This is a genomic window from Nitrosovibrio sp. Nv6 (assembly GCF_900110495.1).
GTDB lineage: Bacteria > Pseudomonadota > Gammaproteobacteria > Burkholderiales > Nitrosomonadaceae > Nitrosospira.
The window spans coordinates 1-22,996 of record NZ_FODX01000002.1; the positions used below are offsets into that span (position 1 = coordinate 1).

General features: G+C 52.9%; 23 protein-coding genes and 4 pseudogenes. 13 read left to right on the top strand and 14 right to left on the bottom strand.

Annotation, left to right across the window (positions count from 1 at the left end):
* Positions 1 to 24 precede the first annotated feature (24 nt).
* Together BMX66_RS06725 and BMX66_RS06730 are read left to right on the top strand one after the other, a co-directional pair.
* Positions 25 to 477: an SOS response-associated peptidase family protein gene (locus BMX66_RS06725; protein ID WP_143058213.1), complete on the top strand. Its 453-nt coding sequence runs from the start codon at positions 25 to 27 to the stop codon at positions 475 to 477.
* Positions 478 to 588: 111 nt separating this feature from the next.
* Complete coding sequence (locus tag BMX66_RS06730) at positions 589 to 804, top strand: recombinase family protein (RefSeq protein ID WP_121169292.1); 216 nt, start codon at positions 589 to 591, stop codon at positions 802 to 804.
* 275 nt (positions 805 to 1,079) lie between these two features.
* Here BMX66_RS06730 and BMX66_RS06735 read toward each other — a convergent pair whose 3' ends face one another.
* Both BMX66_RS06735 and BMX66_RS06740 read right to left on the bottom strand, forming a co-directional pair.
* Positions 1,080 to 1,388, bottom strand: coding sequence for a HigA family addiction module antitoxin (locus tag BMX66_RS06735; RefSeq protein ID WP_090880012.1), 309 nt, complete (start codon positions 1,386 to 1,388; stop codon positions 1,080 to 1,082).
* 11 nt (positions 1,389 to 1,399) lie between these two features.
* Positions 1,400 to 1,675 (bottom strand): type II toxin-antitoxin system RelE/ParE family toxin, encoded by a 276-nt coding sequence (locus BMX66_RS06740; RefSeq protein ID WP_090880016.1) that lies wholly within the window; start codon positions 1,673 to 1,675, stop codon positions 1,400 to 1,402.
* A 599-nt stretch (positions 1,676 to 2,274) separates the two neighbouring features.
* Here BMX66_RS06740 and BMX66_RS06745 point away from each other — a divergent pair.
* Together BMX66_RS06745 and BMX66_RS06750 are read left to right on the top strand one after the other, a co-directional pair.
* Entirely contained in the window at positions 2,275 to 4,578 is a 2,304-nt protein-coding gene (locus BMX66_RS06745; RefSeq protein ID WP_255398848.1) for a TonB-dependent siderophore receptor, read from the top strand.
* Positions 4,579 to 4,859: 281 nt separating this feature from the next.
* A pseudogene (locus BMX66_RS06750) lies at positions 4,860 to 5,513 on the top strand (IS110 family transposase); the annotation flags it as partial.
* A gap of 197 nt (positions 5,514 to 5,710) precedes the next feature.
* Here BMX66_RS06750 and BMX66_RS06755 read toward each other — a convergent pair.
* The gene (locus BMX66_RS06755) at positions 5,711 to 6,721 is read right to left on the bottom strand and encodes a 2-hydroxyacid dehydrogenase (protein WP_090880023.1); all 1,011 of its coding nucleotides are present in this window, start codon (positions 6,719 to 6,721) and stop codon (positions 5,711 to 5,713) included.
* A gap of 301 nt (positions 6,722 to 7,022) precedes the next feature.
* Complete coding sequence (gene nirK / locus BMX66_RS06760) at positions 7,023 to 8,408, bottom strand: copper-containing nitrite reductase (protein WP_199679338.1); 1,386 nt, start codon at positions 8,406 to 8,408, stop codon at positions 7,023 to 7,025.
* Between the two features lie 1,425 nt (positions 8,409 to 9,833).
* On the opposite strand from nirK, the gene coxB reads away from it, so the two are divergent.
* The 7 genes and pseudogenes from coxB to BMX66_RS16125 all read left to right on the top strand — a co-directional run.
* Positions 9,834 to 10,970 (top strand): cytochrome c oxidase subunit II, encoded by a 1,137-nt coding sequence (gene coxB, locus BMX66_RS06770; RefSeq protein ID WP_090880029.1) that lies wholly within the window; start codon positions 9,834 to 9,836, stop codon positions 10,968 to 10,970.
* 127 nt (positions 10,971 to 11,097) lie between these two features.
* Positions 11,098 to 12,675 (top strand): cytochrome c oxidase subunit I, encoded by a 1,578-nt coding sequence (gene ctaD / locus BMX66_RS06775; protein ID WP_090880032.1) that lies wholly within the window; start codon positions 11,098 to 11,100, stop codon positions 12,673 to 12,675.
* Positions 12,676 to 12,696: 21 nt separating this feature from the next.
* Positions 12,697 to 12,852 carry a hypothetical protein gene (locus tag BMX66_RS15620; RefSeq protein WP_158593433.1) on the top strand — a complete coding sequence of 52 codons (156 nt, stop codon included), beginning with the start codon at positions 12,697 to 12,699 and terminating at the stop codon, positions 12,850 to 12,852.
* Between the two features lie 40 nt (positions 12,853 to 12,892).
* Positions 12,893 to 13,744, top strand: a pseudogene (locus tag BMX66_RS06780) (cytochrome c oxidase subunit 3).
* A 68-nt stretch (positions 13,745 to 13,812) separates the two neighbouring features.
* Positions 13,813 to 14,325 (top strand): RrF2 family transcriptional regulator, encoded by a 513-nt coding sequence (locus BMX66_RS06785; protein ID WP_090880035.1) that lies wholly within the window; start codon positions 13,813 to 13,815, stop codon positions 14,323 to 14,325.
* Between the two features lie 4 nt (positions 14,326 to 14,329).
* Entirely contained in the window at positions 14,330 to 15,088 is a 759-nt protein-coding gene (locus BMX66_RS06790) for a helix-turn-helix domain-containing protein (protein ID WP_090880980.1), read from the top strand.
* Between the two features lie 120 nt (positions 15,089 to 15,208).
* Positions 15,209 to 15,366: pseudogene (locus BMX66_RS16125) on the top strand (recombinase family protein); the annotation flags it as partial.
* Positions 15,367 to 15,477: 111 nt separating this feature from the next.
* On the opposite strand, the gene BMX66_RS15800 reads toward BMX66_RS16125, so the two are convergent.
* Complete coding sequence (locus BMX66_RS15800; RefSeq protein ID WP_199679339.1) at positions 15,478 to 15,618, bottom strand: hypothetical protein; 141 nt, start codon at positions 15,616 to 15,618, stop codon at positions 15,478 to 15,480.
* Positions 15,619 to 15,988: 370 nt separating this feature from the next.
* Here BMX66_RS15800 and BMX66_RS06800 point away from each other — a divergent pair, with 370 nt between their 5' ends.
* Positions 15,989 to 16,183, top strand: coding sequence for a PEP-CTERM sorting domain-containing protein (locus tag BMX66_RS06800; RefSeq protein ID WP_369826972.1), 195 nt, complete (start codon positions 15,989 to 15,991; stop codon positions 16,181 to 16,183).
* A gap of 38 nt (positions 16,184 to 16,221) precedes the next feature.
* On the opposite strand, the gene BMX66_RS06805 is transcribed toward BMX66_RS06800, so the two are convergent.
* Genes BMX66_RS06805 through BMX66_RS06815 form a run of 3 tightly spaced genes read right to left on the bottom strand, consistent with a single transcriptional unit; the run spans position 16,222 to position 17,702 of the window.
* On the bottom strand, positions 16,222 to 17,184 hold the full coding sequence (locus tag BMX66_RS06805; RefSeq protein ID WP_199679340.1) for a tyrosine-type recombinase/integrase: 963 nt from the start codon (positions 17,182 to 17,184) through the stop codon (positions 16,222 to 16,224).
* Positions 17,181 to 17,456 (bottom strand): type II toxin-antitoxin system RelE/ParE family toxin, encoded by a 276-nt coding sequence (locus tag BMX66_RS06810; protein WP_090880040.1) that lies wholly within the window; start codon positions 17,454 to 17,456, stop codon positions 17,181 to 17,183. The genes BMX66_RS06805 and BMX66_RS06810 overlap by 4 nt, the downstream gene beginning before the upstream one ends.
* Before the next feature lie 3 nt (positions 17,457 to 17,459).
* Positions 17,460 to 17,702: a CopG family ribbon-helix-helix protein gene (locus BMX66_RS06815; protein WP_090880043.1), complete on the bottom strand. Its 243-nt coding sequence runs from the start codon at positions 17,700 to 17,702 to the stop codon at positions 17,460 to 17,462.
* 443 nt (positions 17,703 to 18,145) lie between these two features.
* Between BMX66_RS06815 and BMX66_RS06820 the strand changes: the two genes are divergently transcribed.
* A complete protein-coding gene (locus tag BMX66_RS06820) occupies positions 18,146 to 19,075 on the top strand; it encodes a hypothetical protein (protein ID WP_090880046.1) in 930 nt (309 codons plus the stop codon).
* A gap of 263 nt (positions 19,076 to 19,338) precedes the next feature.
* On the opposite strand, the gene BMX66_RS15330 is transcribed toward BMX66_RS06820, so the two are convergent.
* The 6 genes and pseudogenes from BMX66_RS15330 to BMX66_RS06845 all read right to left on the bottom strand — a co-directional run bounded on the left by BMX66_RS15330 (position 19,339) and on the right by BMX66_RS06845 (position 22,942).
* Complete coding sequence (locus BMX66_RS15330) at positions 19,339 to 19,569, bottom strand: LuxR C-terminal-related transcriptional regulator (protein WP_199679295.1); 231 nt, start codon at positions 19,567 to 19,569, stop codon at positions 19,339 to 19,341.
* 4 nt (positions 19,570 to 19,573) lie between these two features.
* Positions 19,574 to 19,783, bottom strand: a pseudogene (locus BMX66_RS16130) (recombinase family protein); the annotation flags it as partial.
* A 101-nt stretch (positions 19,784 to 19,884) separates the two neighbouring features.
* Positions 19,885 to 20,775: a phosphoribosylaminoimidazolesuccinocarboxamide synthase gene (locus BMX66_RS06830; protein ID WP_090880049.1), complete on the bottom strand. Its 891-nt coding sequence runs from the start codon at positions 20,773 to 20,775 to the stop codon at positions 19,885 to 19,887.
* A gap of 23 nt (positions 20,776 to 20,798) precedes the next feature.
* The gene (locus BMX66_RS06835; protein ID WP_090880052.1) at positions 20,799 to 21,998 is read right to left on the bottom strand and encodes a 5-(carboxyamino)imidazole ribonucleotide synthase; all 1,200 of its coding nucleotides are present in this window, start codon (positions 21,996 to 21,998) and stop codon (positions 20,799 to 20,801) included.
* Positions 21,995 to 22,486, bottom strand: coding sequence for a 5-(carboxyamino)imidazole ribonucleotide mutase (gene purE, locus BMX66_RS06840; protein WP_090880055.1), 492 nt, complete (start codon positions 22,484 to 22,486; stop codon positions 21,995 to 21,997). The genes BMX66_RS06835 and purE overlap by 4 nt, the downstream gene beginning before the upstream one ends.
* Before the next feature lie 15 nt (positions 22,487 to 22,501).
* On the bottom strand, positions 22,502 to 22,942 hold the full coding sequence (locus tag BMX66_RS06845; RefSeq protein ID WP_090880058.1) for a phosphate-starvation-inducible protein PsiE: 441 nt from the start codon (positions 22,940 to 22,942) through the stop codon (positions 22,502 to 22,504).
* Positions 22,943 to 22,996: the final 54 nt, after the last annotated feature.

Genomic DNA, 22,996 nt, shown 5'->3' on the forward strand with positions numbered 1-22,996 from the left:
GGCGTTCGTTGAGGCTTGAGCCGTGTGAGGTGGAAACTCTCACGCACGGTTCTTAGAGGGGGGATTGGCGGCAACGCCGATCTCCTACTCGGCACAATGGAGAGTGAGAGCGGCTGCAAGCAACCCTGGTACATCACGCGTAAAGTGGACAAGCCCGTTTTCATGGCTGGAATAACAAACCTCAGACGCGATAGGCAGGCCGCGAACGTAGGCTTCGTCATTGCGACTCTCGAGGGCGGGATCGTGGATATACACGACCGCAGGCCGGTTGTGCTGGAGGCCGCGGATGCCTGGCGCTGGATGGACCCGGACAATTCCGTTACCGACGCCGTACATATGGCGCGGACCCGTTCGTTGCCAGCCGAAGAATTCATATGGTGGAAGGTGGACAGGGCGGTGAATCAGGTTGATCCTTCCAACAACACCAGGGAGTTGCTGCAACCGATAAGCGGTGCAGCTAGTAAGGAAAATTACTAGATCTCTTGGCCTTGATTCTTCCGACCAGGTAGGGCTAAGCCCTTCGCCACGGCGAGCAAGTCAGTCCTCGGCTACCGGCAGTTACAGCATCTTAAATTAGTGTGAGGGAAAATGACCATTGGCTACGCGAGAACTTCAACTATCGAGCAAACGGCTGGTTTCGAGTCCCAGTTGAGAGAACTTGAAGGCGTCAAGTGTCAAAAAATCTTCCGGGAGCAGACATCATCGGTTGCCGTTTGTGCACAGCTTGAAGCCGCGCTGGAGTTCATGCGGGAAGGTGCCCCTTCACAAAAAACTTTTCTGACGCCGCCTTCGGCCTTACCCTAATTATTTAGGGAATTTCTTTCAAAACCCTCTGCTCGCCTTTTCTAATTTCTCTCCCGAAACTCAACTTCGCTTTAGCTTTTCGGAGAGTTAATTTCGAGAGATAGTTTCAGGATAGGTTTTCGGTCAAAAATAGACCAAGCCCATCCGTTTTTCACGCTCTGCGAAAAACGGTCCCTTTTGCTATCTGGAACGGACAACGCAAGGCGTTGTTTTTTTAGATCTGTTTGTTGCATAAGGGCATTGCAAAAACAGAGAGGGAAATTCATGAAAATTGGCTATGCCGGGGTAACGGCGTTTCTATCATAAGGCTTTATGGCTTTCAGGTTATCCCCGATCTTTTGCCGGGCTACGTCCAGCTCATAGGATTTTTGTAGGTTCAGCCATAAATTGGGGCCGGTGCCGAAGAATACGCCCAGGCGCATGGCAGTATCGGCGGTCACGCCGCGCTGCTCGTTGATGATTTCATAAAGACGGTTTTTAGGTACCCCGATCCGTACCGCCAAGGCAGCAGCCGTCATGCCGATGGCTTCCAGCTCGTCGGCCAGGATTTCTCCCGGATGGATAGGTTCTGTCAGGTTCTTCATATCTTGCTCCACTAGTGATAGTCCACAATCTCGACGTTCTCTGCCCCATCGTTCCAGGTAAAGCAGATGCGCCATTGCATATTGATGCGGATACTGTACTGTCCAGCCCGATCTCCAAGCAATGCCTCGAAAGCGTTACTCGGCAGCGCCTTCAATGCATCAAGGGTATCGGCGCTATCCAGGATGCGCAGCCGCTTGATGGCCTGCCGGTCGAAGCCTGAAAATCGCTTCACAAATTTCTGGTGATAAAGTTTCTGGGTGTATTTGGATCTAAAGCTCTTGATCATCTAAACAATACTATTGGTTATGGGGTACGTCAATCATAACAGACCCTTGATTTCCTGGAGTAAGAAACGGCGTTAGCCGCAGGGCTTAAAGCAGCTGCCGGTGCGCAGCAATCGGCTATAAAGATACGCGCTGCACCTTGTTGTCGACCTCATTTTGACGCGAAAGATTCTGTCATGACGAAGATCTTGTCTCAGTGCAGCAGCCGTGCTGTATCTGATCCGGCGCATCAACCACAAAGTTAGAAAGGTTTTGCTTTTGCGTATGATAAGTATTATCATTCGCAAAAAATAAAGTCACTACAGTAAGTTAGATACCTTCATAAAGATAAATCGAGGAAACAACAATACTATTTGTCCGTTAACCCCGGTTTTCTAACCCGCGATTTTCAGCCAGCCAGTCCCTTCAGGGCAAGCCAGCCAAAGTGTTACTGATTCCCCGATGGGGAAAGGGAGTATTGGCTGTGAAAAACAAAATTACAAAATGCGGTTCAGTTATTGCTGCCTCCCATCGTAATGCCGGGTGGGCAAAATATAGTTTTTGCCAATCTTCTCTGGCAATGGCAGTGCGCAGCACACTAATTGGTTTTGGAATCGCGGCTATGGAACTATCTCTGCCTGCCTTTGCACAGTCAGACGTCGGGACGAGTACCACCGTGCAGGCATTTCATATTCCCGCGGGCCCGCTAAAAGATGCTCTCGAGCGTTTTGCCAAACAAACGGGGGTTAATTTCTCTTTCGCTGCCGAGGAATTAAAAGATGCCACGACCCAAGGGCTGAGCGGCAGTTTCTCGGTACAGGAGGGATTGAACCATTTGCTCGCTGAAAGCGGTCTGCAGGCAGTGCCGCAGGACTATGGATATGTCATACAATCGGCTGAAGCGGCGACCCTCCCGCCGGTTGTGGTGACTGCAAGTACGCCAGGTGATGCTGGCGGTTATGCTGCCCCTAGAAGTATTTCGTCGACCAAGCTTGATATTCCGCTGCGTGATGTGCCCCAATCAGTGAGCGTACTGACGCAGGAATTAATGCAGGATCAGTCCATTCGAAGCATGGCCGATGCGGTGCGCTATGTGCCGGGCGTGGGTGTGTCATCCGGGGAAGGGAATCGGGATGCGCTGGTTTTTCGGGGCACTCGCTCAACCGGTGACTTCTTTGTGGATGGGCTGCGCGATGATGTTGAGTATTTTCGGGACTGGTACAACATAGAACGCATCGAAGTATTGAAAGGCCCCAACGGATTGCTTTTCGGGCGTGGCGGCTCCGGCGGTGTAATCAATCGGGTGACGAAACAGGCGGGTTGGGACCCGATACGCGAATTTACATTCCAGGCCGGCTCGTATGGCCAGAAGCGAGCCACGGCCGACATAAACCACGCCATTAATGATGTGGCCGCATTCCGTTTTAACGGGTTGTTCGAGAACTCCGACAGCTATCGCGATGGGGTAGAAATCCGGCGTTTTGGCATCAGCCCGACAGTTACGCTGAAACCTAGTGCAAACACCAAAGTCGTCGTGAACATGGAGTTGTTCAAGGACGAGCGCATCGCCGACAGGGGCATACCAGGTACGCTCCAGGGGCGTCCTCTTAATACCCATTCTTCCACATTTTTTGGAGACCCCAGGCGCAGCCCGACAGACACCAACGCGAAATCCATCAACATGCTCGTCGAACATCAGTTCAACGACGCAGTCACACTCCGCAATCGCACGCGCTATGCAATTTATGACAAGTTTTACCAGAACGTCTTCGCGAATAGCCGTGTGACCGCAGCAGGAATGGTGGATATTGCCGCTTATAACAATCAGACTGATCGGGAAAATTTTTTCAACCAGACAGATCTCTTGTTCTCGTTCAACACGGGATGGTTCAAACATGAGCTGGTGACCGGTGTCGAAGTAGGCCGCCAGATCACAGATAACCGGCGGCGAACGGGTTTGAATCCCGGCGGCGGCACACTGATCGATACGGTGTCCATCAGCAACCCGCGCACAATGGCGCCGATCACGTTTACCACAAGGCCCGGCGATGCAAACTTCCACACTTCCACCAGTGTTGCAGGGGTTTATATACAGGACCAGATCACCATTCTGCCCCAGTTACAGGCGATTCTTGGGGTGCGCTACGATAGGTTTGAAGTCGATTTCCAGGACAACAGGGGTACCAACAATCTTCAATCTAGGGATGATCTGATCTCGCCCAGATTCGGGCTGGTTTACAAGCCAATCGAGCCGGTCTCTATCTATGGGAGCTACAGTTTGGCGTATGTGCCACGTGCTGGCGATCAACTGACTTCACTGAACGTAAACAATACGTCGTTGGACCCGGAAAGATTCATCAATGTGGAGGCAGGTGCCAAATGGGATATTCGCCCCAACCTGGCTCTTACCACCGCATTCTATCAGTTGGATCGAACCAACATGATTATCCAGGATCCAAATGTGTCACAGCTCACTATGCTAGGCAAAGGCCAGCGTGTCAGGGGTGTAGAGGTGGGCATAAGCGGCAGAGTTACTTCTGCATGGAGCATCATGGGTGGTTATGCATATCAGGAAGGCGTGCTTACACAAGCGGCCGGCAATGCTCAAAAAGGTGCAATCCTGGCTGAACTGCCCAAACATAGTTTCTCGCTCTGGAATCGTTATAACTTTACGCCTAACTGGGGTGCCGCATTCGGCGTTATTGGCCGCAGCAATATGTTTGCGGCAATCGATAATGCTGTTGTTCTGCCTGATTTCGTGCGGGTGGATGCGGCGTTATATGGCAGACTCAGCCGTCATATGCGGGTGCAGGTCAACATTGAGAATCTGTTTGACACGAAGTATATAGCGGCAGCCCACAACAATAACAATATCCTGCCGGGTTCGCCGATTGCCGCGCGTGCAATGATCATAGCCAATTTCTAGGTTCTCAAGAGGATTATCTTTCAACCTAACGGTCATTGCGGCTGGCGCCACCCCTGATGATGAAAGAAACTATGGGGTGGAAGGTGGCGGGAAGAGGTCGCGCAATTTTTTGGCGGACGAACCCCGCAACCTAACGTGACCCGTCGAACTGACTCGCACCCCGGATTGCTTCCATAGAGAGCGCACGTTAAACCGGCCGTTGGCGACTTGTCGCCTTCAGGCCCTTTCAGTTTCGGCACCTGCCACCTTCCGCTTTTAAGTGGAATTCGAAAGGAGGTGGTATGGAACTGGTGGCACTTCATAAACGCGTTATCGGACTGGATGTTCATCAGGTGCAGATCACGGCCTGCGCAATTATCGAAGAATCGGACGGGACGATGCGTATTGAGCAGCGGCAATTTGGTGCATTCAAGCGGGATCGGCGCGCACTGGCAAAGTGGGCGGCATCGCTTGCGCCTGATAAAGTGGTGATGGAAAGCACCGGCATTTATTGGAAAAGTCCGTATGCCGCACTGGAGGCGGCCGGCATTTGCGCTCAGGTCGTCAATGCCCGGCACGTCAAGCATGTTCCCGGTCGCAAGACCGACGTCGGCGATGCGCAATGGCTTGCCACCCTGGCACGTGCCGGACTGCTGCGCGCCTCGTTCGTGCCGCCCATGGCGCTGCGCGAGTTGCGTCTGATTGCGCGCCAGCGGCAGAAACTGGTCGGGCAGCTGTCGTCCGAGAAGAACCGCCTGCACAAGGTACTGACCGACGGCGGCATTCGCCTCGGCGTGGTGGTCAGTGACCTGCACGGCCAGTCGGCGCGCGCCATGGTCAAGGCTATCGTTGCCGGTTGGCCGCCCCATCAGGTACTCGAGCTTGCCAGTCGGCGACTCAAGGCCAGTCGTGAAGAACTGTTCGGCGCGCTGCAAGGCGAACTCACCGGCAGCCATGACTGTCAGGGGTCAGGCCCGCGTTCGTCTTAAGGGTGAGTTCTTTCACGTTAATGCTTTACTATGCCGTGCTCATATTACACAGACATTGTTATTCGCGCCCCTGTAGCGAAGTGCATCAGTTTAGGCAAATAAGCTTATGCTTCACCTGCTGAGCCGAATGCTTTGGAATGAACTGTGTTGAAAACAATGATGAGCTAATCTGCTATGAGCAAATCAACCTTTACTTCATTCTGGCATACTCCGTCTCGCTCGAAAACGGTGATATTTTGCAGGGTAGTTTGTGCGATGCTCGAAAGCGCTTCGGCAGTGAAGAACCCCTGATGACCGGTAATCAGCACGTTTGGAAAAGTCAGCAAGCGTCCAAACACATCATCCTGTATCACCTGATCAGACAAATCCTGGAAGAACAGATCGCCTTCCTGTTCATACACGTCAAGTCCAAGGGAACCGATTTTTGCGGACTTCAGTCCTTCAATCGCCGCCCGCGTATCAATAACTGCGCCACGACTGGTGTTGATTAGCATCACGCCGCGTTTCATTTGGCTGATCGCCGCGCTGTCGATTAAACGATATGTTTGAGGGTTCAATGGGCAATGCAACGTGATGATGTCGCTCTCGGCATAAAGTTTTTCGAGCGCCACATACTCCACGCCCAGGCTGATGCATTCCAGGTTTTCTTGCGGATCATGGGCGATCAGGCGACAACCGAATCCATGCAGTATTTGCGTGACTGCCGCACCAATACGACCAGTGCCGACGATACCGACGGTTTTGCCGCGCAGCTCAAACCCTAGCAACCCCTGCAAGGCGAAATTACCGTTACGCACCCGGTTATATGCATGGTGAAGGTGCCGGTTTAGCGCAAGCATCAGTCCCACGCTGTGCTCTGCTACCGAGTGGGGCGAATAAGCCGGAACTCTCACGATACGTAGCCCAAGGCTGCTGGCCGACTGAATATCCACATTGTTGAAGCCGGCACAGCGCAGCGCGATCAGTCGCGTGCCCTGTAGGGCCAGAGTTTCAAGCACTCGAGCGTCGAGCGTGTCATTGACGAAAACACACACAGCAGGAAAGCCTGCAACCATCTGCCGCGTCTCGTCGCGCAGGTGCGATTCGAAAAACACGAGCTCATGCCCAATGTCATGATTAGCTTCCGTCAAGAATTGACGGTCATAGGACTGTGCGCTGCAAACAGCTACTCTCATGCAATTTCCTTGCTTGGATTCCCACTCTGCTACCTAGCAGAGGAAGCTCGACGTCAAAAATCTCAGCTGAATTCGGGGGCCGCTTACTTATCCATCTGATACTGGATTTAACCGCAAGTATAAAAGAGGCAATAGCGCTGGATAAGGACTGCAGCAACCAACCTTTATAGAGTGAATTGGACAATAACAATTGCGCAATACCGTCAGCCCAGCATTGCCGCTGATTGCTTCACTGGTTCAACGTAGAATTGACGAGTACGGATAACGCTTCTACACACCTCTGTCTAGTTCCAAGATGCTTTTAATGCCCCGATGCGGCGTCGATTTTTTCACGGCTGTCGAATATTGCCGGGTTTGCCTTGCCATTGACGGTGAGGAAACCCGCCAGCCCTTTCTCCATGCGTGACAGAGCGTGGTCGACCAGAATATAACGTCCCGGGTAATCGACCTTGAACTCTACTATGGTAGCACCGCCGGGCGGGACAAGCGTGGTTTGCACATCAGTTAGCGGTGGGCTGGTGAGCGAAGCCTGATCATAAACCTTATCGAACACCTCGCCAATGACGTGAAAGCTGGAGGTGAGATTCGGGCCGCCAACACCGAAGTAGATACGTATGTTTTCTCCCAGGTTGGCTTCCATTTTGTAGGTTTTGGTGAGCGCATCCATGGTGCCATTGAACATGATGTGCTCCGGATTCTCAGCGAGGAGCTTTTCAAGCGAGAACTCGTGCAAGCCCGCTGCACCATGCCGCTGCGCGGTGTAGAGCTCGCCCTGCATCACATAGAATTCCCTTTCGACCTTCGGCAGGCCACCTTCAGGCTCAACCAGAATTAATCCGTACATCCCATTCGTAATGTGCTGAGCGACCATCGGAGTAGCGCAGTGGTAAACAAACAGTCCCGGATGGAGCGCTTTAAAGGTGAAGCTCTTGGTTTGGCCAGGAGCTGCCTGAGTTACCGCTGCGCCACCGCCCGGGCCAGTCACAGCGTGGAAGTCAATCGAATGAATGTGAGTGCTGTTTTGAGCATTACTCAGATTAACAGTAATCGTATCGCCCACCCGAACGCGCACAAACGGGCCCGGCACTTTATTGTTAAAGGTCCAGAACCTATACGTACTGCCATCCGAGAGACGGCCCTCGATCTCGGTTGACTCCAGATCCAGCGTCAAGTGCTTTGGCTGGCGATTGCCGACAGGTTTGCCAACCGCATAGGGATCCTGCGCCACATCGATCACGCTGCTTTGCACCTTCTCCTTCGGTTCTCCCACGATGAGTTGACCGAACATTCCTGCGGCTTTATGACCTGGGAGGGTGCAGAGGTATTCAAAGCTGCCAGTCCGGTTTGCCTGGAACACGATGGAGGTGGCTGCACCTTTTGCAGTAATATTGTCCGATTTTGCCACGAATTCGGGAATGGCAATATCGTGGATCGCGCCATCCCCATTGATCAGGTTGATCTGGACAACTGCCCCCTCGGGTACTTTCAGGTCAGGGTTGACTTTGCCTGCGATTGCATCCGTTTCACCGACAAACACCAGCTTTCCGTCCGCGATATCGGTGCGCAAGGTAAAGGTCGCATCAGGCATGTAGGTGACACTGCCTAGATGGTTATGGTTAGCCGCAAAAGATAGCTGGGCAAGGGCCAGTGCGCAGGTAGTGCCGAACAAAAAAACCAGCTTTCGCATGTTTTTCCTTGAGGTGAGTTAAACATTATGCCTGGCAAGATTCAAACCTTGGATAGCCATGAAGCCCCCTTCTGTGGTGGCTGGCAGATTCGTAAGCGAACTCGGGGATTCATGGAGATGTCTAATGACTCACCCAGTGGGCGCCACTGCCATCAGGTGATTGGATGATAGTAATGTCACAAATGTCACAAATGTCACAGATAAGCGAAGTATTGCTGAATCACATCCAGTTCCTTAACCCACTTACGAGAAAGAGCTTTCCTGGAAGCGCTCCCTGATCTCTTCCAGCTGAGTCCGGTTCTTGATAAGCGCCTTGACGCAATCAAGGTCCAGCTTGTTCCCGCAAGCTTGAGCAGTTCCTGGAAAGCCTCGTCCATGTTCCACGGTTCCTTATAGGACGAGGGGGCCGCCCGAACAGGCGGGACAACGCTGACCTTGGGGCGGGGAGCTGCGCCACAGGCACCGTTATTTCATAGCCATACGCCCCCTAATAAGGGTGCTTCCTTATCAGGGTTTCGAACGCCTTGGTGCTGCTCCGCCGGATCACTGCTTTTTATTAACAGTCCTCCACTGCTATTGCACAGTGTCACCGAGCGCAACTTGTTCCTCCTGGATTAGATGCAGGCTCGCCTCGCGCCTAACGCCTCTTGCTTCGCAAACGGCGTTAAGCCATCGATTTCGATGATTTACATTGGGTGCCAAGGCACATAAAAATGATTGTCTACCTAATTTCCGGCTGGATCAATCGTAATTTGTGTTTAGCAGAGGTTGATGGCAGAGGCCCAGCTACCGACAACGACTGGTGCGAGGACGAGCCTGTTCCCTCCTACAACGTTGCCCAAGGTCTGCGTCCCTAGATGATTATGCTGCGCGAGGGGAAGCCCCTAATTTGTTAGCATTAATTGGGGCTACCGACCCCAGATGAAGCAGCTGCAAAGAAAAATCATTCACAAACACACACAGCACGAAAATCCGCAACCATCTGCCGCGTCTCGTAGCACAGATGCGAATCAAAAAACACGAGTTGTCGAATTCCGGCCGCACGGTAAATCGTGTGCTCTTCACGAGAATTTGGTCAAAGCCCATCCGTTCCCACGTGACCGCAACCCCGCTGTCGGTCCCTTCAGAGTCCATAATCTGATCTTCGGTAAATCGGGTTTCTTCATTTGAACCTCATCAGTTTTCCCTTCTCTTCCCTCCGTCTGCAAACTTAGGTACGCCGCCTGCTGTTCCAGAAAAACCGTAGCTAAGTTGACATTGATCAAGGTTTTGTTTTTCCCTGGGGAATACGATTCCATACCGGATAAGAGAGTCCGATTATCTTGAAATGCGGCTAATCTCGGGGGCTCTGGCTGGAGAGACTAAAAAGCCCATGCTTTTGGATTGGCGCTATACAAGGCTTACCAGGTATCAAGCGGAGGAGATATGGGCAGTAAAGCAGCACCAACCATCATGGGTGCATTGGCAATCGCGTTTTATTCCGGGTTGGGGCTGACGGCAGCGGATCCCCACCAGTTGAACTTGCCCGAACCACAGTCGATTATTGCGCAGCAGATTTATGACCAGCACACGATGCTGTTGTGGATTTGTCTGGCGATATTCATAGGCGTGTTTGGGGTAATGTTTTACTCGGTGTTGAAGCACCGCAAGTCATTGGAACACCCGGCTGCAAACTTCCATCACAGCACCACGGTCGAGATCATCTGGACGATTATTCCCATCTTCATTCTGGTTGCCATGGCCTACCCTGCAACCAAGACGGTCATCGCGATGAAGGACACCTCCAGTCCGGACATCACCATCAAGGCTACTGGTTACCAGTGGAAATGGGGCTATGACTACCTGACGGGTGAAGGGGAGGGGATCAATTTTCTCAGCAGCCTCTCCACCCCCAAGGCGCAGATCGAGAATGCTGCGCCCAAGGGCGAGAATTACCTGCTGGAAGTTGACAACCGCGTGGTGGTGCCGGTAGGCAAGAAGGTACGCGTACTTCTGACGGCCAGCGACGTGATTCACGCTTGGTGGGTACCTGCACTGGGCGTCAAGCAGGACGCAATTCCCGGCTTCATACGCGACGCGTGGTTCGCGGCCGACAGGCCCGGCACCTACCGCGGGCAATGCGCCGAGCTATGCGGCAAGGAGCACGGCTTCATGCCGATCGTGGTGGAGGCGGTGGAACCGAAGAAGTACGCCCAGTGGGTGAGCGAGCAAAAGACCAAATTGGCGGCGGCGAGGATGGACGTCAACAAGGAATTCACGATGGATGAGTTGAAAGTCGAAGGCGAGAAGGTATACGCCGCAAACTGCGTGGCCTGTCACCAGGCCGACGGCAAGGGCATATCAGGGATGTTTGCAGCGCTGGACGGTTCCAAAATCGCCGTCGGGAACAGGGCTGAGCATATCAACATCGTCATGAACGGCAGGGCTGACACGGCGATGGCGGCATTCAAGCACATGTCTGACGTGCAAATCGCGGCGGTGGTCACCTATGAGCGCAATGCCTGGGGCAATACGGCAGGCGATCTGGTGCAACCATCCGAAATCAACCAGTTAAGAAAATAGCATCAGGAGAAAATCATGGCAGCAGTAGATCGCGATATCGCTACGCATACTACAGCCATGCGTCCAACTGATGCGGTGATGATGGTTTGCAATTATTTTTAAAAAAAATAGTGTTGAGGAGAACAACATGGCGGCAGTAGAACAAGATATCGGGCATGTGCACGAGCACCACCCCAGTGGCCTGATGCGCTGGATAACCACCACTAATCACAAAGATATTGGCACCATGTATCTATGGTTCAGCTTCGCCATGTTCCTGACAGGGGGCGTAATGGCGCTGACCATCCGGGCCGAGCTGTTTCAGCCGGGCTTGCAGATCGTCCAACCCGAGTTTTTCAACCAGCTGACCACCATGCATGGTCTGGTGATGGTGTTTGGCGCCATCATGCCGGCGTTCGTGGGCTTCGCCAACTGGCAAATACCGATGATGATCGGTGCGCCGGATATGGCCTTCGCGCGCATGAACAACTGGAGCTTCTGGCTGCTGCCGCCGGCGGCACTGCTGCTCATGAGCTCGTTCTTCGTGCCCGGCGGAGCGCCCGCAGGGGGCTGGACATTCTATCCGCCGCTGTCGGTGCAGATGGGCATCGGCATGGATATGATGATTTTCGCTATTCATATCCTTGGCGCCTCCTCCATTATGGGTTCGATCAACATCATCACCACCATTCTTAATATGCGGGCACCGGGAATGTCCCTGATGCAGATGCCTTTATTCGTCTGGACCTGGCTGATCACCGCCTATCTGCTGGTGCTGGTGATGCCGGTGCTGGCCGGGGTAGTGACCATGCTCCTGACGGACCGCAACTTTGGCACCAATTTCTTTAATGCGGCCGGCGGTGGCGATCCGGTGATGTTCCAGCACATATTCTGGTTCTTCGGCCATCCGGAAGTCTACATCATGATCCTGCCGTCGTTCGGCATCGTGTCCGAGGTCATCCCCACCTTCGCCCGCAAGCCCTTGTTCGGATACTCCTCGATGGTTTACGCCACCGCATCCATCGCAATCCTGTCCTGCATCGTCTGGGCGCACCACATGTTTACAGCAGGCATGCCGGTTACCGGCCAGCTGTTTTTCATGTACGGGACCATGCTGATCGCAGTGCCAACGGGGGTGAAGGTGTTCAACTGGACTGCAACCATGTGGCGCGGTTCCATGACTTTCGAAACGCCCATGCTTTTTTCCATCGGCTTCATTTTTCTGTTTGTCATCGGGGGCTTTAGCGGCGTGGTATGCGCGATAGTTCCGATAGACGTTCAGGTGCAGGATACCTACTATGTGATAGCCCACTTCCACTATGTGCTGGTGTCCGGCTCGCTCTTCGCCATATTCGCGGGGACCTACTACTGGCTCCCGAAATGGACCGGGCACATGTATGACGAAACGCTTGGCAAATGGCATTTCTGGTTGTCGATGTTCTTCTTCAACCTCACCTTCTTCGTCCAGCATTTCCTGGGGTTGGCAGGCATGCCGCGCCGGATTCCGGACTATGCGCTGCAGTTTGCCGATTTCAACATGATATCCAGCATTGGTGCCTTTGGCTTCGGCACTACACAGCTGCTATTTCTCTATGTCGTGCTGAAATGCATTCGTGGCGGGGCCAAGGCTCCGGCCAAGCCTTGGGATGGGGCAAAAACGCTGGAGTGGACGCTGCCTTCGCCAGCGCCATATCACAGCTTCGAGACGCCCCCGGTCATCAAATAATAGTGGAGATAGGAGGATGATATGTCAAAGCAGGCAAACATGTCCGGGAACCTGGATATGCCGGAAGACGTGGAGATCGGGACGCGCCTCGCCTCCATCAAAACAGCGCTATTTCTCCTGGTCTCATCTCTGGCGCTGCCGGTGACCTACTATTTGTTGGAAACGTACTGCTGTTGACCGGACTGACGGTATCAACTGTTTAAAGCGGGAGAGCGGGATGAGTCAAGAAGAGGGTTATTATTACGTGCCAGCGCCATCGCCCTGGCCTATTACAGGGTCGATCGCGCTTTTATTCATGGGTTTTGGCTCGGCGTTTTCCGTCAACAAGCTTCCGCTGGGCTACGGATTGCTAGCAATAGGTTTCGCTATACTCATCTACATGATGTTCGGTTGGTTTGGCACCGTGGCCCGCGAAAGTGAGGCAGGGGTGTACAACCAGTAAGTGAGTAAATCTTTCCGTTGGGGGATGAGCTGGTTCATCTTTTCCGAGGTCATGTTCTTTGCCGCCTTCTTCGGCACCCTGTTTTACATGCGCATCTTTTCGATTCCGGATCTGGCGGGGTTGGGGAGCAAAATCCTCTGGCCAGACTTTGTTGGCGAGTGGCCCACCGCCGGCCCCGGAATCGCGGAGAAGTTCATGCCCATGAGTCCGTGGGGACTTCCGGCCATCAATACCCTGATCCTGCTGACATCGGGCGTGACCGTCACCTGGGCGCATTGGGCGTTGAAGCTGAACAAACGCGGGCAGCTCAAGCTGGGATTGTTTCTCACCTTTGCGCTGGGGTTTCTGTTCGTCGGCCTGCAGGCATATGAGTATGGTCACGCCTATTCCGATCTAAATCTCAAGCTGACGACCGGCGCCTATGGCGCGACCTTTTACATGTTGACTGGTTTTCATGGTTTTCACGTGACGCTGGGCTCCATCATGCTGCTGGTCATCTGGTGCCGCGTAATGGCGGGACACTTCACCCCCGAGAACCATTTCGGTTTCGAGGGTGTCGCCTGGTATTGGCACTTCGTCGACGTGGTCTGGCTGGGATTGTTTATCTTTGTGTACTGGCTGATATAAAGGCTACCAGAGCTTTCTGCCGCGGAGCATTTCCTAACCTTCTTACACGATGGCGTGATAATTTAGCGATGATTCTGTCTCGCACAACTCAATATGCCATTCAGGCGCTTATTTTTATGGCCACACAACCTCCAGGCGTGGCAGTATTGAATCGTACCATTGCCGAACGCTTGAGGTCACCGCCTACCTATCTTGCGAAGGTTTTGCAAGAATTATGTCGAGGTAATTTGTTATATTCTTTTCGCGGTAAACAGGGCGGCTTTTGCCTGCGGGAAAGCTGCGATAAAATCAGTCTGATGCAGATCGTGAAGCTTACAGAGGGTCCGGGATTCACGGAAGAGTGCGTACTGGGGCTCAAGGTTTGCAGTGAAAAGACGGCCTGCCCGATGCATGCGAAATGGTGGCCGATCAAGCAGCAGATAGTCAGTCTTCTGCAGACCCAGACGCTGGAAATCCTTGCGGCGGGGGTAACGAGCGGCGAATACCAGTTAACCGATATTCCGCGCGCAGCTCTAGGATGCCTGGAAACGGAGGATGGTGCGAGCGGTGGTACCGCATCGAAGCAACATGATGAGCGGTGAAGATATGCCTGAAGTCCTACCGAAACGAGGGCCCCTCGCGGACCCAGCCGCAAGCGTGCCGCAGGATTGCAGAAATTGTGGTGCATACAAGCTCTGCGTATCTCTTTGGCTGAAGAGTGGCGATGCATCCCTGTTCGATCGTGTGGTGAAAAGGAAACAGGTGCTCAAGCGTGGGGAAACGCTCTACCGCATGGGCCAGTCCGTCGAACATTTGTATGTAATTCGGGGGGGATCAGTCAAAACATGCGTCACTTCCGAAGATGGCCGAGTTCAGATAATAGGTTTTCATACAGCGGGAGAACTGCTGGGATTGGAGGATATGCAAATGCGGGAGCACAACTGCGAGGCCCGCGCAACCAAGCTTACGTCTGTTTGCGAGGTTTCGATCGACCGCTTTGAAGAACTGGCCAGGAAAGATGCAGCCATTCAATACGAGATATTCAAGATCATGAGTGCGGAGGTTCGCCATACCCAGGAACTGGTTCTGCTGCTTGGGAAGCACAACGCCGAAGAGCGGCTGGCGGCCTTCCTGCTTAGCCTTTCGCAGCAGTTTGCACAACGCCATTATTCCATGATTGAATTCGACCTAAGCATGTCTCGCAGCGATATCGGTAATTATTTGGGGTTAGCCGAGGAGACTGTTTGTCGGGTTTTTGCCCGACTTCAGGATGGTGGGCTTGTTACCAGCAAAGGCCGGCGTATCAAGCTCAACGATTTGGAGCGCTTGCAACGGGTCGCCAATTATCGGCCGGCTTTATCCTAAAGCTGATAAAACCCCACTGTTTCCTTGTGCCTCAGCATCAATCGATAAGGGCTCGGCAGAAAAAAAACACTGTATCACCCGACAAGCTAAGCGTCAGTACTGATCTTATCTCACCCCGCTGAGCGCGCGCTCATCAAGGAGAGGCAGCGGGAGGAATAACCCTGGCAAAGGCCAAAGGAGTTTACAAGGGCAGGAAGCCGGCACTCAACGCAGAGAAGATTGTTCAGTTGCGAGAACAGGCCGCAGCAGGTGCAAACCGAACAAAACCTCTCGGCTAAGGATTTGCAGGCGGGCCGGGCCATGTTAATAGACACGCCAGTAAGCGGGCCTACGCCGTAGTCTCACTAGATGGATCTTTTCAATAAATTGCCATCCCTCGGCCTCTCCCTCTACCACAAGAGACAGTTCTCCGTATCGCCTGAAGCTTTGCTGCCCCATCGGCGCACAACGACCCAATCGCCTATTAAGTCACGAACAAGCTCAACCTCATACCAACGTTGCGCCGTTTCCCAACGTGCACGTGCAGCCATTCGTTAATCCTTTTGGGAGTGAGATTCTTGCTGGGCTCCTTTTAGTCCTTTTCTTTTTCTACTTTGACCTGTTTAAAGTTATATCGAACAGAAAGAGGTTGAGGAAGCGGCGCATATCGCGCAAACGCGCTCTTTGCCTACCGAGGCCTTTACCTGATGGGAGAGTAGATAGAGCAGTGAACCGGGTCGATCCGAATAACAATGGGAGAGAGTGATAACACCGATAAACGAATTAACTCAGCCATGAGAAGGTCTTAGGCTCGGGACGCTGGGTGGACCTGACAGTATAGCCTTTGGCATCAATGACGCCGGGCAGGTGGTGGGGGAAAGTAATAATCGTGCTTTCATCACCGGCCCCAATGGCGTGGGCATGACCGACCTCAATTCACTGGTTGAGTTGCCGGCCGGGACTGTTCTATTTGATGCCGTCGACATCAATAACGCGGGACAGGTCGTGGTCCTTGCTTCAGTCCAAGTTATCCCTGAGCCTCAATCCTATGCCTTGATGCTCGCCGGCCTGATCCTGGTCGGATTCGTGGCTCGGCGAAAGCGCCTGCTGGATTAAACCCCCTGCTTGAGCTAAGTTCGGCAGCGCGTTTTTAGCTAAATCACGATTCGCTCGACCTCATCCAGGGAGACTTGGTCATTACGCCGGTCATAGAGCCCGGTCGTGCGCGCGCTCTCGTGGGCAGCCATTTGCTGCGCTACTTCCAGCTTTCCACCATTACGCAAGTATTCCGTGATACCTGTAGCGCGAAAGGAGTGATTGCCGATACGGGTGAGGATAGCTGCATCCGTGGCGCGCCGGCGGATCATGCGGTATGCATCGGCCTGGCTCATTGGCCGATCGGACAGCTGCCCGGTGCGGCCAAGCGCTGTGCGGAACAGAATGCTTTTGGCTTCCGTCAACTGGGCGGCATTTATATAAGCGTGCAAGTATTCATCCAGGTTGTGATGACAGGGCATTTCATGCTGCTTTCCGCCTTTTTCATGTAGCCGTACCCAGGTGCGACGGCTTTGTACATAGACATCTTCGACCTTTATCCCAAGTGCCGCGCCAACGCGGGCAAATGTATAGACCATCAAGCCAATTAGGGCGCGATCGCGCAAGCCCACATGGGTGCTGGTATCGATTGAATCCAGTAAGGTGCGTGCTTCATCCGCGGCCAGGACAGGCGTCTTGCCTTTTCTGACTGAATGCTTCGGGCCTCGTACCGAGCTCGCCGGATTCGTGGCGAGGACCTGGCCAACCACCAGCCAATCGAACAGCATACGGATTGCAGCCAAATGTTGTTTCACGGAAGGTGCTGACAACCGTTGCCACAATATTTCTATATAGGCTGCAACATGAACCGGCTCGATGTCGCACAGCTCAGTCAGTCCGTTAGTCTCGCACCAGGTGGCGAATTCCCCTACAGCCCAGGCGTAGGCCTTACGGGTATTTGGATTACGGATATTGGCAGTGAAGAACTCGATGAAGCGCTTGCCAGCATCCGGGGTGGGAGAAAACAACGCCGGCAGTGCCACTGATCCGTGAAGCGGATAGGCTAGCGCCTGTGTCATCATCGATCTTCCCGGGCGTGCCAGAGGCGAAGGATATAAATCATATTGTCGACAACTTCATAACGCACTTCGTAATCCCCCACAATTACTCGACGTACATCACGGGGTGAAAATTCGTCGAGCGGTACTCCGAGCTGCGGATAAGCAAGGAGCTGCTGCGCGCCTGCCACCAACTGCTTCACTACTTTTGCCGCAACTGTAGGATTTACTGGAGCGAGAAAGGCGTGAAGGCGAACAAGATCGCGCTCAGCGCTAACCGTCCATTTAAGCACCATGAATTAAGCCGGCTTGTCGAGGCTTGCAGCCCAGGCTTCAATTGAAGCATGATCGACCAGGCGTCCGGCATCGACGTCCGCCATACCTTCCAAGGTGAGCTGGTGGCGTTTTGCTTCAAGGGCAACCCAAGAGGTCAACGCCTGTTTTACGATCCAGCCCTTGGGACGATCAAGTCGAGCAGCCAGTTGATCAATTTGTTCAGCAAGCTCATTAGGAATGTGTGCGGTGACGACGCGAGTATTCATATCCAATCCAGTTGAAACGATCTCAATCAATACTAATCATTAAGATTGAGATTGTCCAGCTCTAACATGAACATGAAGTAATATTTTTGACCAACTTAAAATTAACCATTAGTGAATGATAACGTCCTTTATCATTCATTGATTTGTAGCACAAGGGAAGCCTTGTGCTACAGCAAATACTTAAAATTTCCGCGAATTATTTATCAAGTATTAGGGGAGGTTTGACGAAAGGGAAATACGCGGTCGCTATCTAAAAAGGAGCCACTTTCATTCGGATTTGCAAGCTGCATATTCTTACAGCTATCCAACTCATCCATTCAAGCGCTTAATGCTGTCTTTTAACAACAGATCGAAACATGGGGCAAGAAGGGCGAGGCAGCCACGTCCAAGCTCGATGACTCGATTTTCGATGAAACGGTGTTAAGGTGACTTGGGAGAACATTATGAACAAAGACAATCTGGCAGACCTTCTCGAATTTGCATACGATATTTCGCGTGATAATGAAGTATACGATGTTCCAACGCATGTCCGGTTGCATCGGCTACTTGCTAGGCCTGAGAGAAAAGAGCGCGAACAGCAGGAACCTACTTACGACGAAATACTGAAGAATGCCACTTCATTGTGTGAGCAAATTGTCGCCGTCGTCGACGTTAGCTTTGCAGAAAAACTGATGATCCTGAAAACGCAAAGCTGGATGTTCCATGTGGCACTAGGATATGCGACGTCTACGAGCCCCGACATGGGCTGGGCCTATGACAATAACTGCAGCACCCCATGGAGCATCCATGAGTATTTCGCTCAGGGTTATAAACAATATAAAGACGACGGACAATCGAGAACAGCTTATGTCACCGATGTGATCAAGTACGTCGCGACGACCAAGACTCCATGGCTCGCATTCGACCGCGATCATCGCCAAAGCTTTTCAAACCAACATGGCGGAAGCATGAGGCTCACGGACATTATTGACGTAGTTACTAATGTCATGTTCCCCGTTAAGGAAGGAGTTGGCCTGTTTACGCAAATTCTAGAGCATCTTAATGGCGGCGCGGGAAAAGAAAGCGTAAAAGAGTTACTGGAAAAGAATTTTGATGTGAAAAGTAAAAATAATCACACGGCGGACTTTGGCTTTACACCTGTCCAGCGCGCGCAAAGCTCCCTAAAAATTGGCTTCATTGGCCTTGATTCAAACGAGGCACATAGTAGCTGGGATTTTATACTAGGAATATTCAGCTCAGAGTCCAAGGTAATTTATGGGGGAGGGGTGGCTGCCTATTTTGATCCAGAGGAGTGGGAAAAATGCAAAGAGATTGTTATCCAAAAGTTGGAACAATTTGGAGACACGGCGGTCGGCGACGCGGAACTCACATAAAAGACACAGAAGGTGCGATGGGAATGGATAGTAAAGGAGGTGAAGACACGATTCGCGTTTTAAAGCACGCTAAGAACCACCAGCGCGTCAATTGCGCGCGTTGACTAAGGCTTGAGTCGCTAAAATGGTGTGTTGGCGCCGTCGGCTGCTCTCTGGCTGATTCCTTCGTAAATGCGTAAGAGCGCTCGGAAACCCGCATCACGTCAAGATTTCAGACACGACTCCATAGTCGTTGACAACACACGAAAGGAAATTTACGCACCTTACGTCATTTTGTTCGCACGTTGACGTTTGACTATTTCCAGTACGGTATTTTTGCTCAAGTCTAGTTGCCTGCCGATTTGGCGGTAGGATTGCCCAGCGGCCACCAACGCCAATACCTTCGGCGCCAACTTGTCTGATTTTACTCGCTGTCCAAGGCGCCGGCCGAACACCACAACCACGGGCTTGGGCCGCCGTGACTCCGGATCGTACTCGCTCACGCAGTAGATCACACTCGAATTCCGCTAAGCCCGCCATCAACGTGGCAATGAGTTTTCCTTGTGGCGTCGTTAGGTCAAACTGCAGTCCCGTTTGCGCGATCAGGCAGATACCCCAGGAGTGCAGGTCGTTGAGCGTATGAAACAAGTCCAATGTTGATCGTCCCCAGCGCATCAGTTCTGTCACCAGAATAACGTCTATTTTTCGTGCTTGTGCGAGGTTCAACACCTGCTGACGTTGCTGGTGATCCGCCTTGCTTCCCGATGCGGTTTACCGAATTGCTCGTGGCCATACACGATGCAACGCACTCGCTTATTGCCCCTGCCCAGCTAACCGGCTAATCGCCGCAGGGCTTCCTGATATTTATCTCTGGTCCTGGCAAGCACATCGGGAGGCAACGCGGGTGGGGGCGCTTTCTTGTCCCAGTCCTGCGCTTCCAGCCAGTCACGCACGAATTGCTTGTCATAGCTGGGCGGATTTCTTCCCGGCGCATACCGGTCGGCCGGCCAAAAGCGGGACGAATCGGGAGTCAAGGCTTCGTCTATGAGATAAAGCCCGCCTGCGGCGTCCTGTCCGAATTCGAATTTGGTATCCGCGATAATGATGCCTTTTGTCATCGCGTAATCCGCGGCTTCCGAGTAAAGCGCGATGGCCTTGTCTCGCACCTGCGCAGCCAATCCCTTGCCCAGCAGTTTTTCTGCGTCGGTAAATGGGATATTTTCATCATGTGCTCCCCCCGCAGCTTTGGTTGAAGGCGTAAAGATCGCCCCGCCAGGTATCCTGGCAGCTTCCTGCAATCCGGCCGGGAGCATGATGCCGCAAATCATGCCGCTGTTTTTATAGTCCTTCCATCCTGAACCGGCGACGTAGCCGCGTACGATGGCTTCGATCAGCAGCGGCTTCAGCCGCTTCACCACAAATGCGCGGCCAGCCACTTGTTCGCGCTCGCCCTCGGCCACCACTGATTCCGGCGCAATGCCGGTCAGATGGTTAGGAACGATGTGAGCCAGTTTTTCAAACCAGAAACCGGATAACGCGGTCAGCAGCATTCCCTTGCCCGGGACCGGCGTTGGCAGAATCACATCGAACGCGGAAAGCCGGTCTGTCTGGACTATCAACAGCTTGTCTTCGTCCACTGCATATATATCGCGTACCTTTCCGCGGTGCAGGAAACGCAGGCTTTGTATGGTTGTTTCAAACAGTGCGGTTTGAGCAGTCATGACTTTTTATCTTTGCGCATGTACTAATTTACTGGTGCCCGATGTTCCAGCAACTGTTGTTCCAACGATTGTTTGATTTCCAGCGCAAGCTGCAATGCGGCTTCAACGGTTTCCGCGAGCACAGTATAGTGGCCCATTTTTCGTCCGGGCCGGGCATCAAGCTTGCCGTATAAATGCAATTTGACATACGGATGCCGCAGCACCTGTTCCCACTTCGGCTCCCCTTTCTGCCACAGATCGCCCAATAAATTCACCATCACCGCCGCCCCATGCATGGCGGTACTGCCGAGCGGCAGGCCACAAAGTACTCGCACCTGTTGCTCGAACTGGGAGGTAACGCAGGCATCAATTGAATAGTGGCCGCTGTTATGGGGGCGGGGCGCAATTTCATTTACCAACAGCCGACCGTTGGCAAGAACAAAAAACTCCACGCATAATACACCTCGGTAATCGAGCTTCTCGGCAATGCGAATCGCAATTTCCCGGGCGTTTTGAATAATTGCGGGCGACGCCCTGGCGGGAATAATGCTGACATCGAGTATGCCGTTGCGATGCTGATTCTCTGACACGGGAAAAGTGGTCACTTCACCATCGAATCCGCGCGAGACGATGACAGACACTTCGCTCTCCAGCGGCAACTGCTTTTCCAGCACGCATGGCTCCCGCTTCATGCCGGTAAACGCCCTGTCGAGTTCTATGGAGTTATTTACTCTTGTCTGGCCCTTGCCGTCGTAACCGAACCGGCTTATTTTAAGAATACCTGGAAATAAACCGGGAAACAGTTCAGGTTGCTTATGCGATAACGCTCCGTTCAGATTGTGCGAATTGTTCGAATTTTGCGAATTCTGAATTACCGCATATGGCGCGACGCCGAACCCGTTGGCGGCGAGAAAATTCTTTTCCAGAATTCGATTCTGTGCAACCGCTACACTGTTTGCAGCCGGACTGACCACACAGCGTTCAGCAAGTATCCTGAGAGATTCAGCGGGTACGTTCTCGAATTCAGTGGTGACGCCCGCGCAGGTGGATGCGAGCTCACGCAGCGTATCGCTGTCGAGGTAATCGGTACGCAAATGCCGATCGGCGATGCCGGTGGATGGGCTCCTGTCGGACGGATCCACTACAGTGACGCGGTAGCCCATGCTTTGAGCAGCCATGGTAAACATGCGGCCGAGCTGGCCGCCGCCGAGAAGCCCCAGCATTGCTCCCGGCATGATGCTCATAACCTGGGAAGCGTCATTGCCGCAACCTTCGCTGCCTGGGTTTCGCGAAATCGGACAAGAAGACTGGCAAGTTTTGTATCTTCTACCGCCAGCAGTGCGACGGCAAACAACCCTGCATTGAACGCTCCCGCCTCGCCTATGGCGAAAGTGGCGACAGGAATACCCTTTGGCATCTGTACAATGGATAGAAGCGAATCAAGACCTTGAAGCTGCCGCGAGGCAACCGGCACACCAAGCACTGGCAGGACAGTTTTGGCGGCAATCATTCCCGGCAGGTGCGCGGCACCGCCGGCGCCCGCAATGATGCATTTGAATCCTCGTTCGACCGCGGTTTCCGCATACTCGAACATGCGGTCCGGCGTGCGATGCGCGGAAACCACCTCAGCCTCATAAGGCACATTGAAATCATTCAATATAGCGGCTGCGTGCTTCATTACTTCCCAGTCGCTATCGCTGCCCATGATGACGCCTACCAGAGGATTGTTCATTCAGCGCCTGCCATGTCAGTCTCGGAGATTGGTTTTCTTGGAAGCCTCCGCCAGATCCTCCAGGTCTTCCAGGTAGGGATAGCGCACATGTCCGTAGCGGATGACCAGCACCGCAACCGCGATAAGCACGATGGATGCCGAGACGCCCATCAAACGGATGTTATCCATTTCCTTGATGTCCACAGTCACATAGCGCGCCATGGCTACCATTGCAATGTAAAGGGGAAACCGCACCGGCAGTTTGCCCGACTCGAAATATAACCCCACCATTGTCAGGATTTCCAGATAGAGAAACATCAACAGCAGATCCGCCAGCGTAACCCTGCCGTTGTGAATCATCAGCATGGTTTCCTGGTAACCGGCGAATATGGTGGCCAAGGCAATAACGATGAGTCCGGCCCCTTCAAAGAGGTGAAGCGTCCGGCGGGAATAGTTGACTGTGCGGGTACGCAGCATTATTTTTGTTGTCAGAAATTGTCAGAGTAAGCAATTGGGGACAATACTACCTCT

Coding starts and splice junctions, on each gene's coding strand:
- BMX66_RS06835 (WP_090880052.1), bottom strand. CDS start 21,998: ATGAGCATCATGCCGGGAGCAATGCTGGGGCTTCTCGGCGGCGGCCAG.
- BMX66_RS06805 (WP_199679340.1), bottom strand. CDS start 17,184: ATGATGACACAGGCGCTAGCCTATCCGCTTCACGGATCAGTGGCACTG.
- BMX66_RS06845 (WP_090880058.1), bottom strand. CDS start 22,942: ATGCTGCGTACCCGCACAGTCAACTATTCCCGCCGGACGCTTCACCTC.
- BMX66_RS06790 (WP_090880980.1), top strand. CDS start 14,330: ATGCCTGAAGTCCTACCGAAACGAGGGCCCCTCGCGGACCCAGCCGCA.
- coxB (WP_090880029.1), top strand. CDS start 9,834: ATGGGCAGTAAAGCAGCACCAACCATCATGGGTGCATTGGCAATCGCG.
- BMX66_RS06745 (WP_255398848.1), top strand. CDS start 2,275: ATGGAACTATCTCTGCCTGCCTTTGCACAGTCAGACGTCGGGACGAGT.
- BMX66_RS15620 (WP_158593433.1), top strand. CDS start 12,697: ATGTCAAAGCAGGCAAACATGTCCGGGAACCTGGATATGCCGGAAGAC.
- BMX66_RS06755 (WP_090880023.1), bottom strand. CDS start 6,721: ATGAGAGTAGCTGTTTGCAGCGCACAGTCCTATGACCGTCAATTCTTG.
- BMX66_RS06730 (WP_121169292.1), top strand. CDS start 589: ATGACCATTGGCTACGCGAGAACTTCAACTATCGAGCAAACGGCTGGT.
- BMX66_RS06810 (WP_090880040.1), bottom strand. CDS start 17,456: ATGGTGCTTAAATGGACGGTTAGCGCTGAGCGCGATCTTGTTCGCCTT.
- BMX66_RS06735 (WP_090880012.1), bottom strand. CDS start 1,388: ATGAAGAACCTGACAGAACCTATCCATCCGGGAGAAATCCTGGCCGAC.
- BMX66_RS06800 (WP_369826972.1), top strand. CDS start 15,989: ATGACCGACCTCAATTCACTGGTTGAGTTGCCGGCCGGGACTGTTCTA.
- BMX66_RS06830 (WP_090880049.1), bottom strand. CDS start 20,775: ATGACTGCTCAAACCGCACTGTTTGAAACAACCATACAAAGCCTGCGT.
- BMX66_RS06740 (WP_090880016.1), bottom strand. CDS start 1,675: ATGATCAAGAGCTTTAGATCCAAATACACCCAGAAACTTTATCACCAG.
- BMX66_RS06820 (WP_090880046.1), top strand. CDS start 18,146: ATGAACAAAGACAATCTGGCAGACCTTCTCGAATTTGCATACGATATT.
- ctaD (WP_090880032.1), top strand. CDS start 11,098: ATGGCGGCAGTAGAACAAGATATCGGGCATGTGCACGAGCACCACCCC.
- nirK (WP_199679338.1), bottom strand. CDS start 8,408: ATGCGAAAGCTGGTTTTTTTGTTCGGCACTACCTGCGCACTGGCCCTT.
- purE (WP_090880055.1), bottom strand. CDS start 22,486: ATGAACAATCCTCTGGTAGGCGTCATCATGGGCAGCGATAGCGACTGG.
- BMX66_RS06815 (WP_090880043.1), bottom strand. CDS start 17,702: ATGAATACTCGCGTCGTCACCGCACACATTCCTAATGAGCTTGCTGAA.
- BMX66_RS15800 (WP_199679339.1), bottom strand. CDS start 15,618: ATGGCTGCACGTGCACGTTGGGAAACGGCGCAACGTTGGTATGAGGTT.
- BMX66_RS06785 (WP_090880035.1), top strand. CDS start 13,813: ATGATTCTGTCTCGCACAACTCAATATGCCATTCAGGCGCTTATTTTT.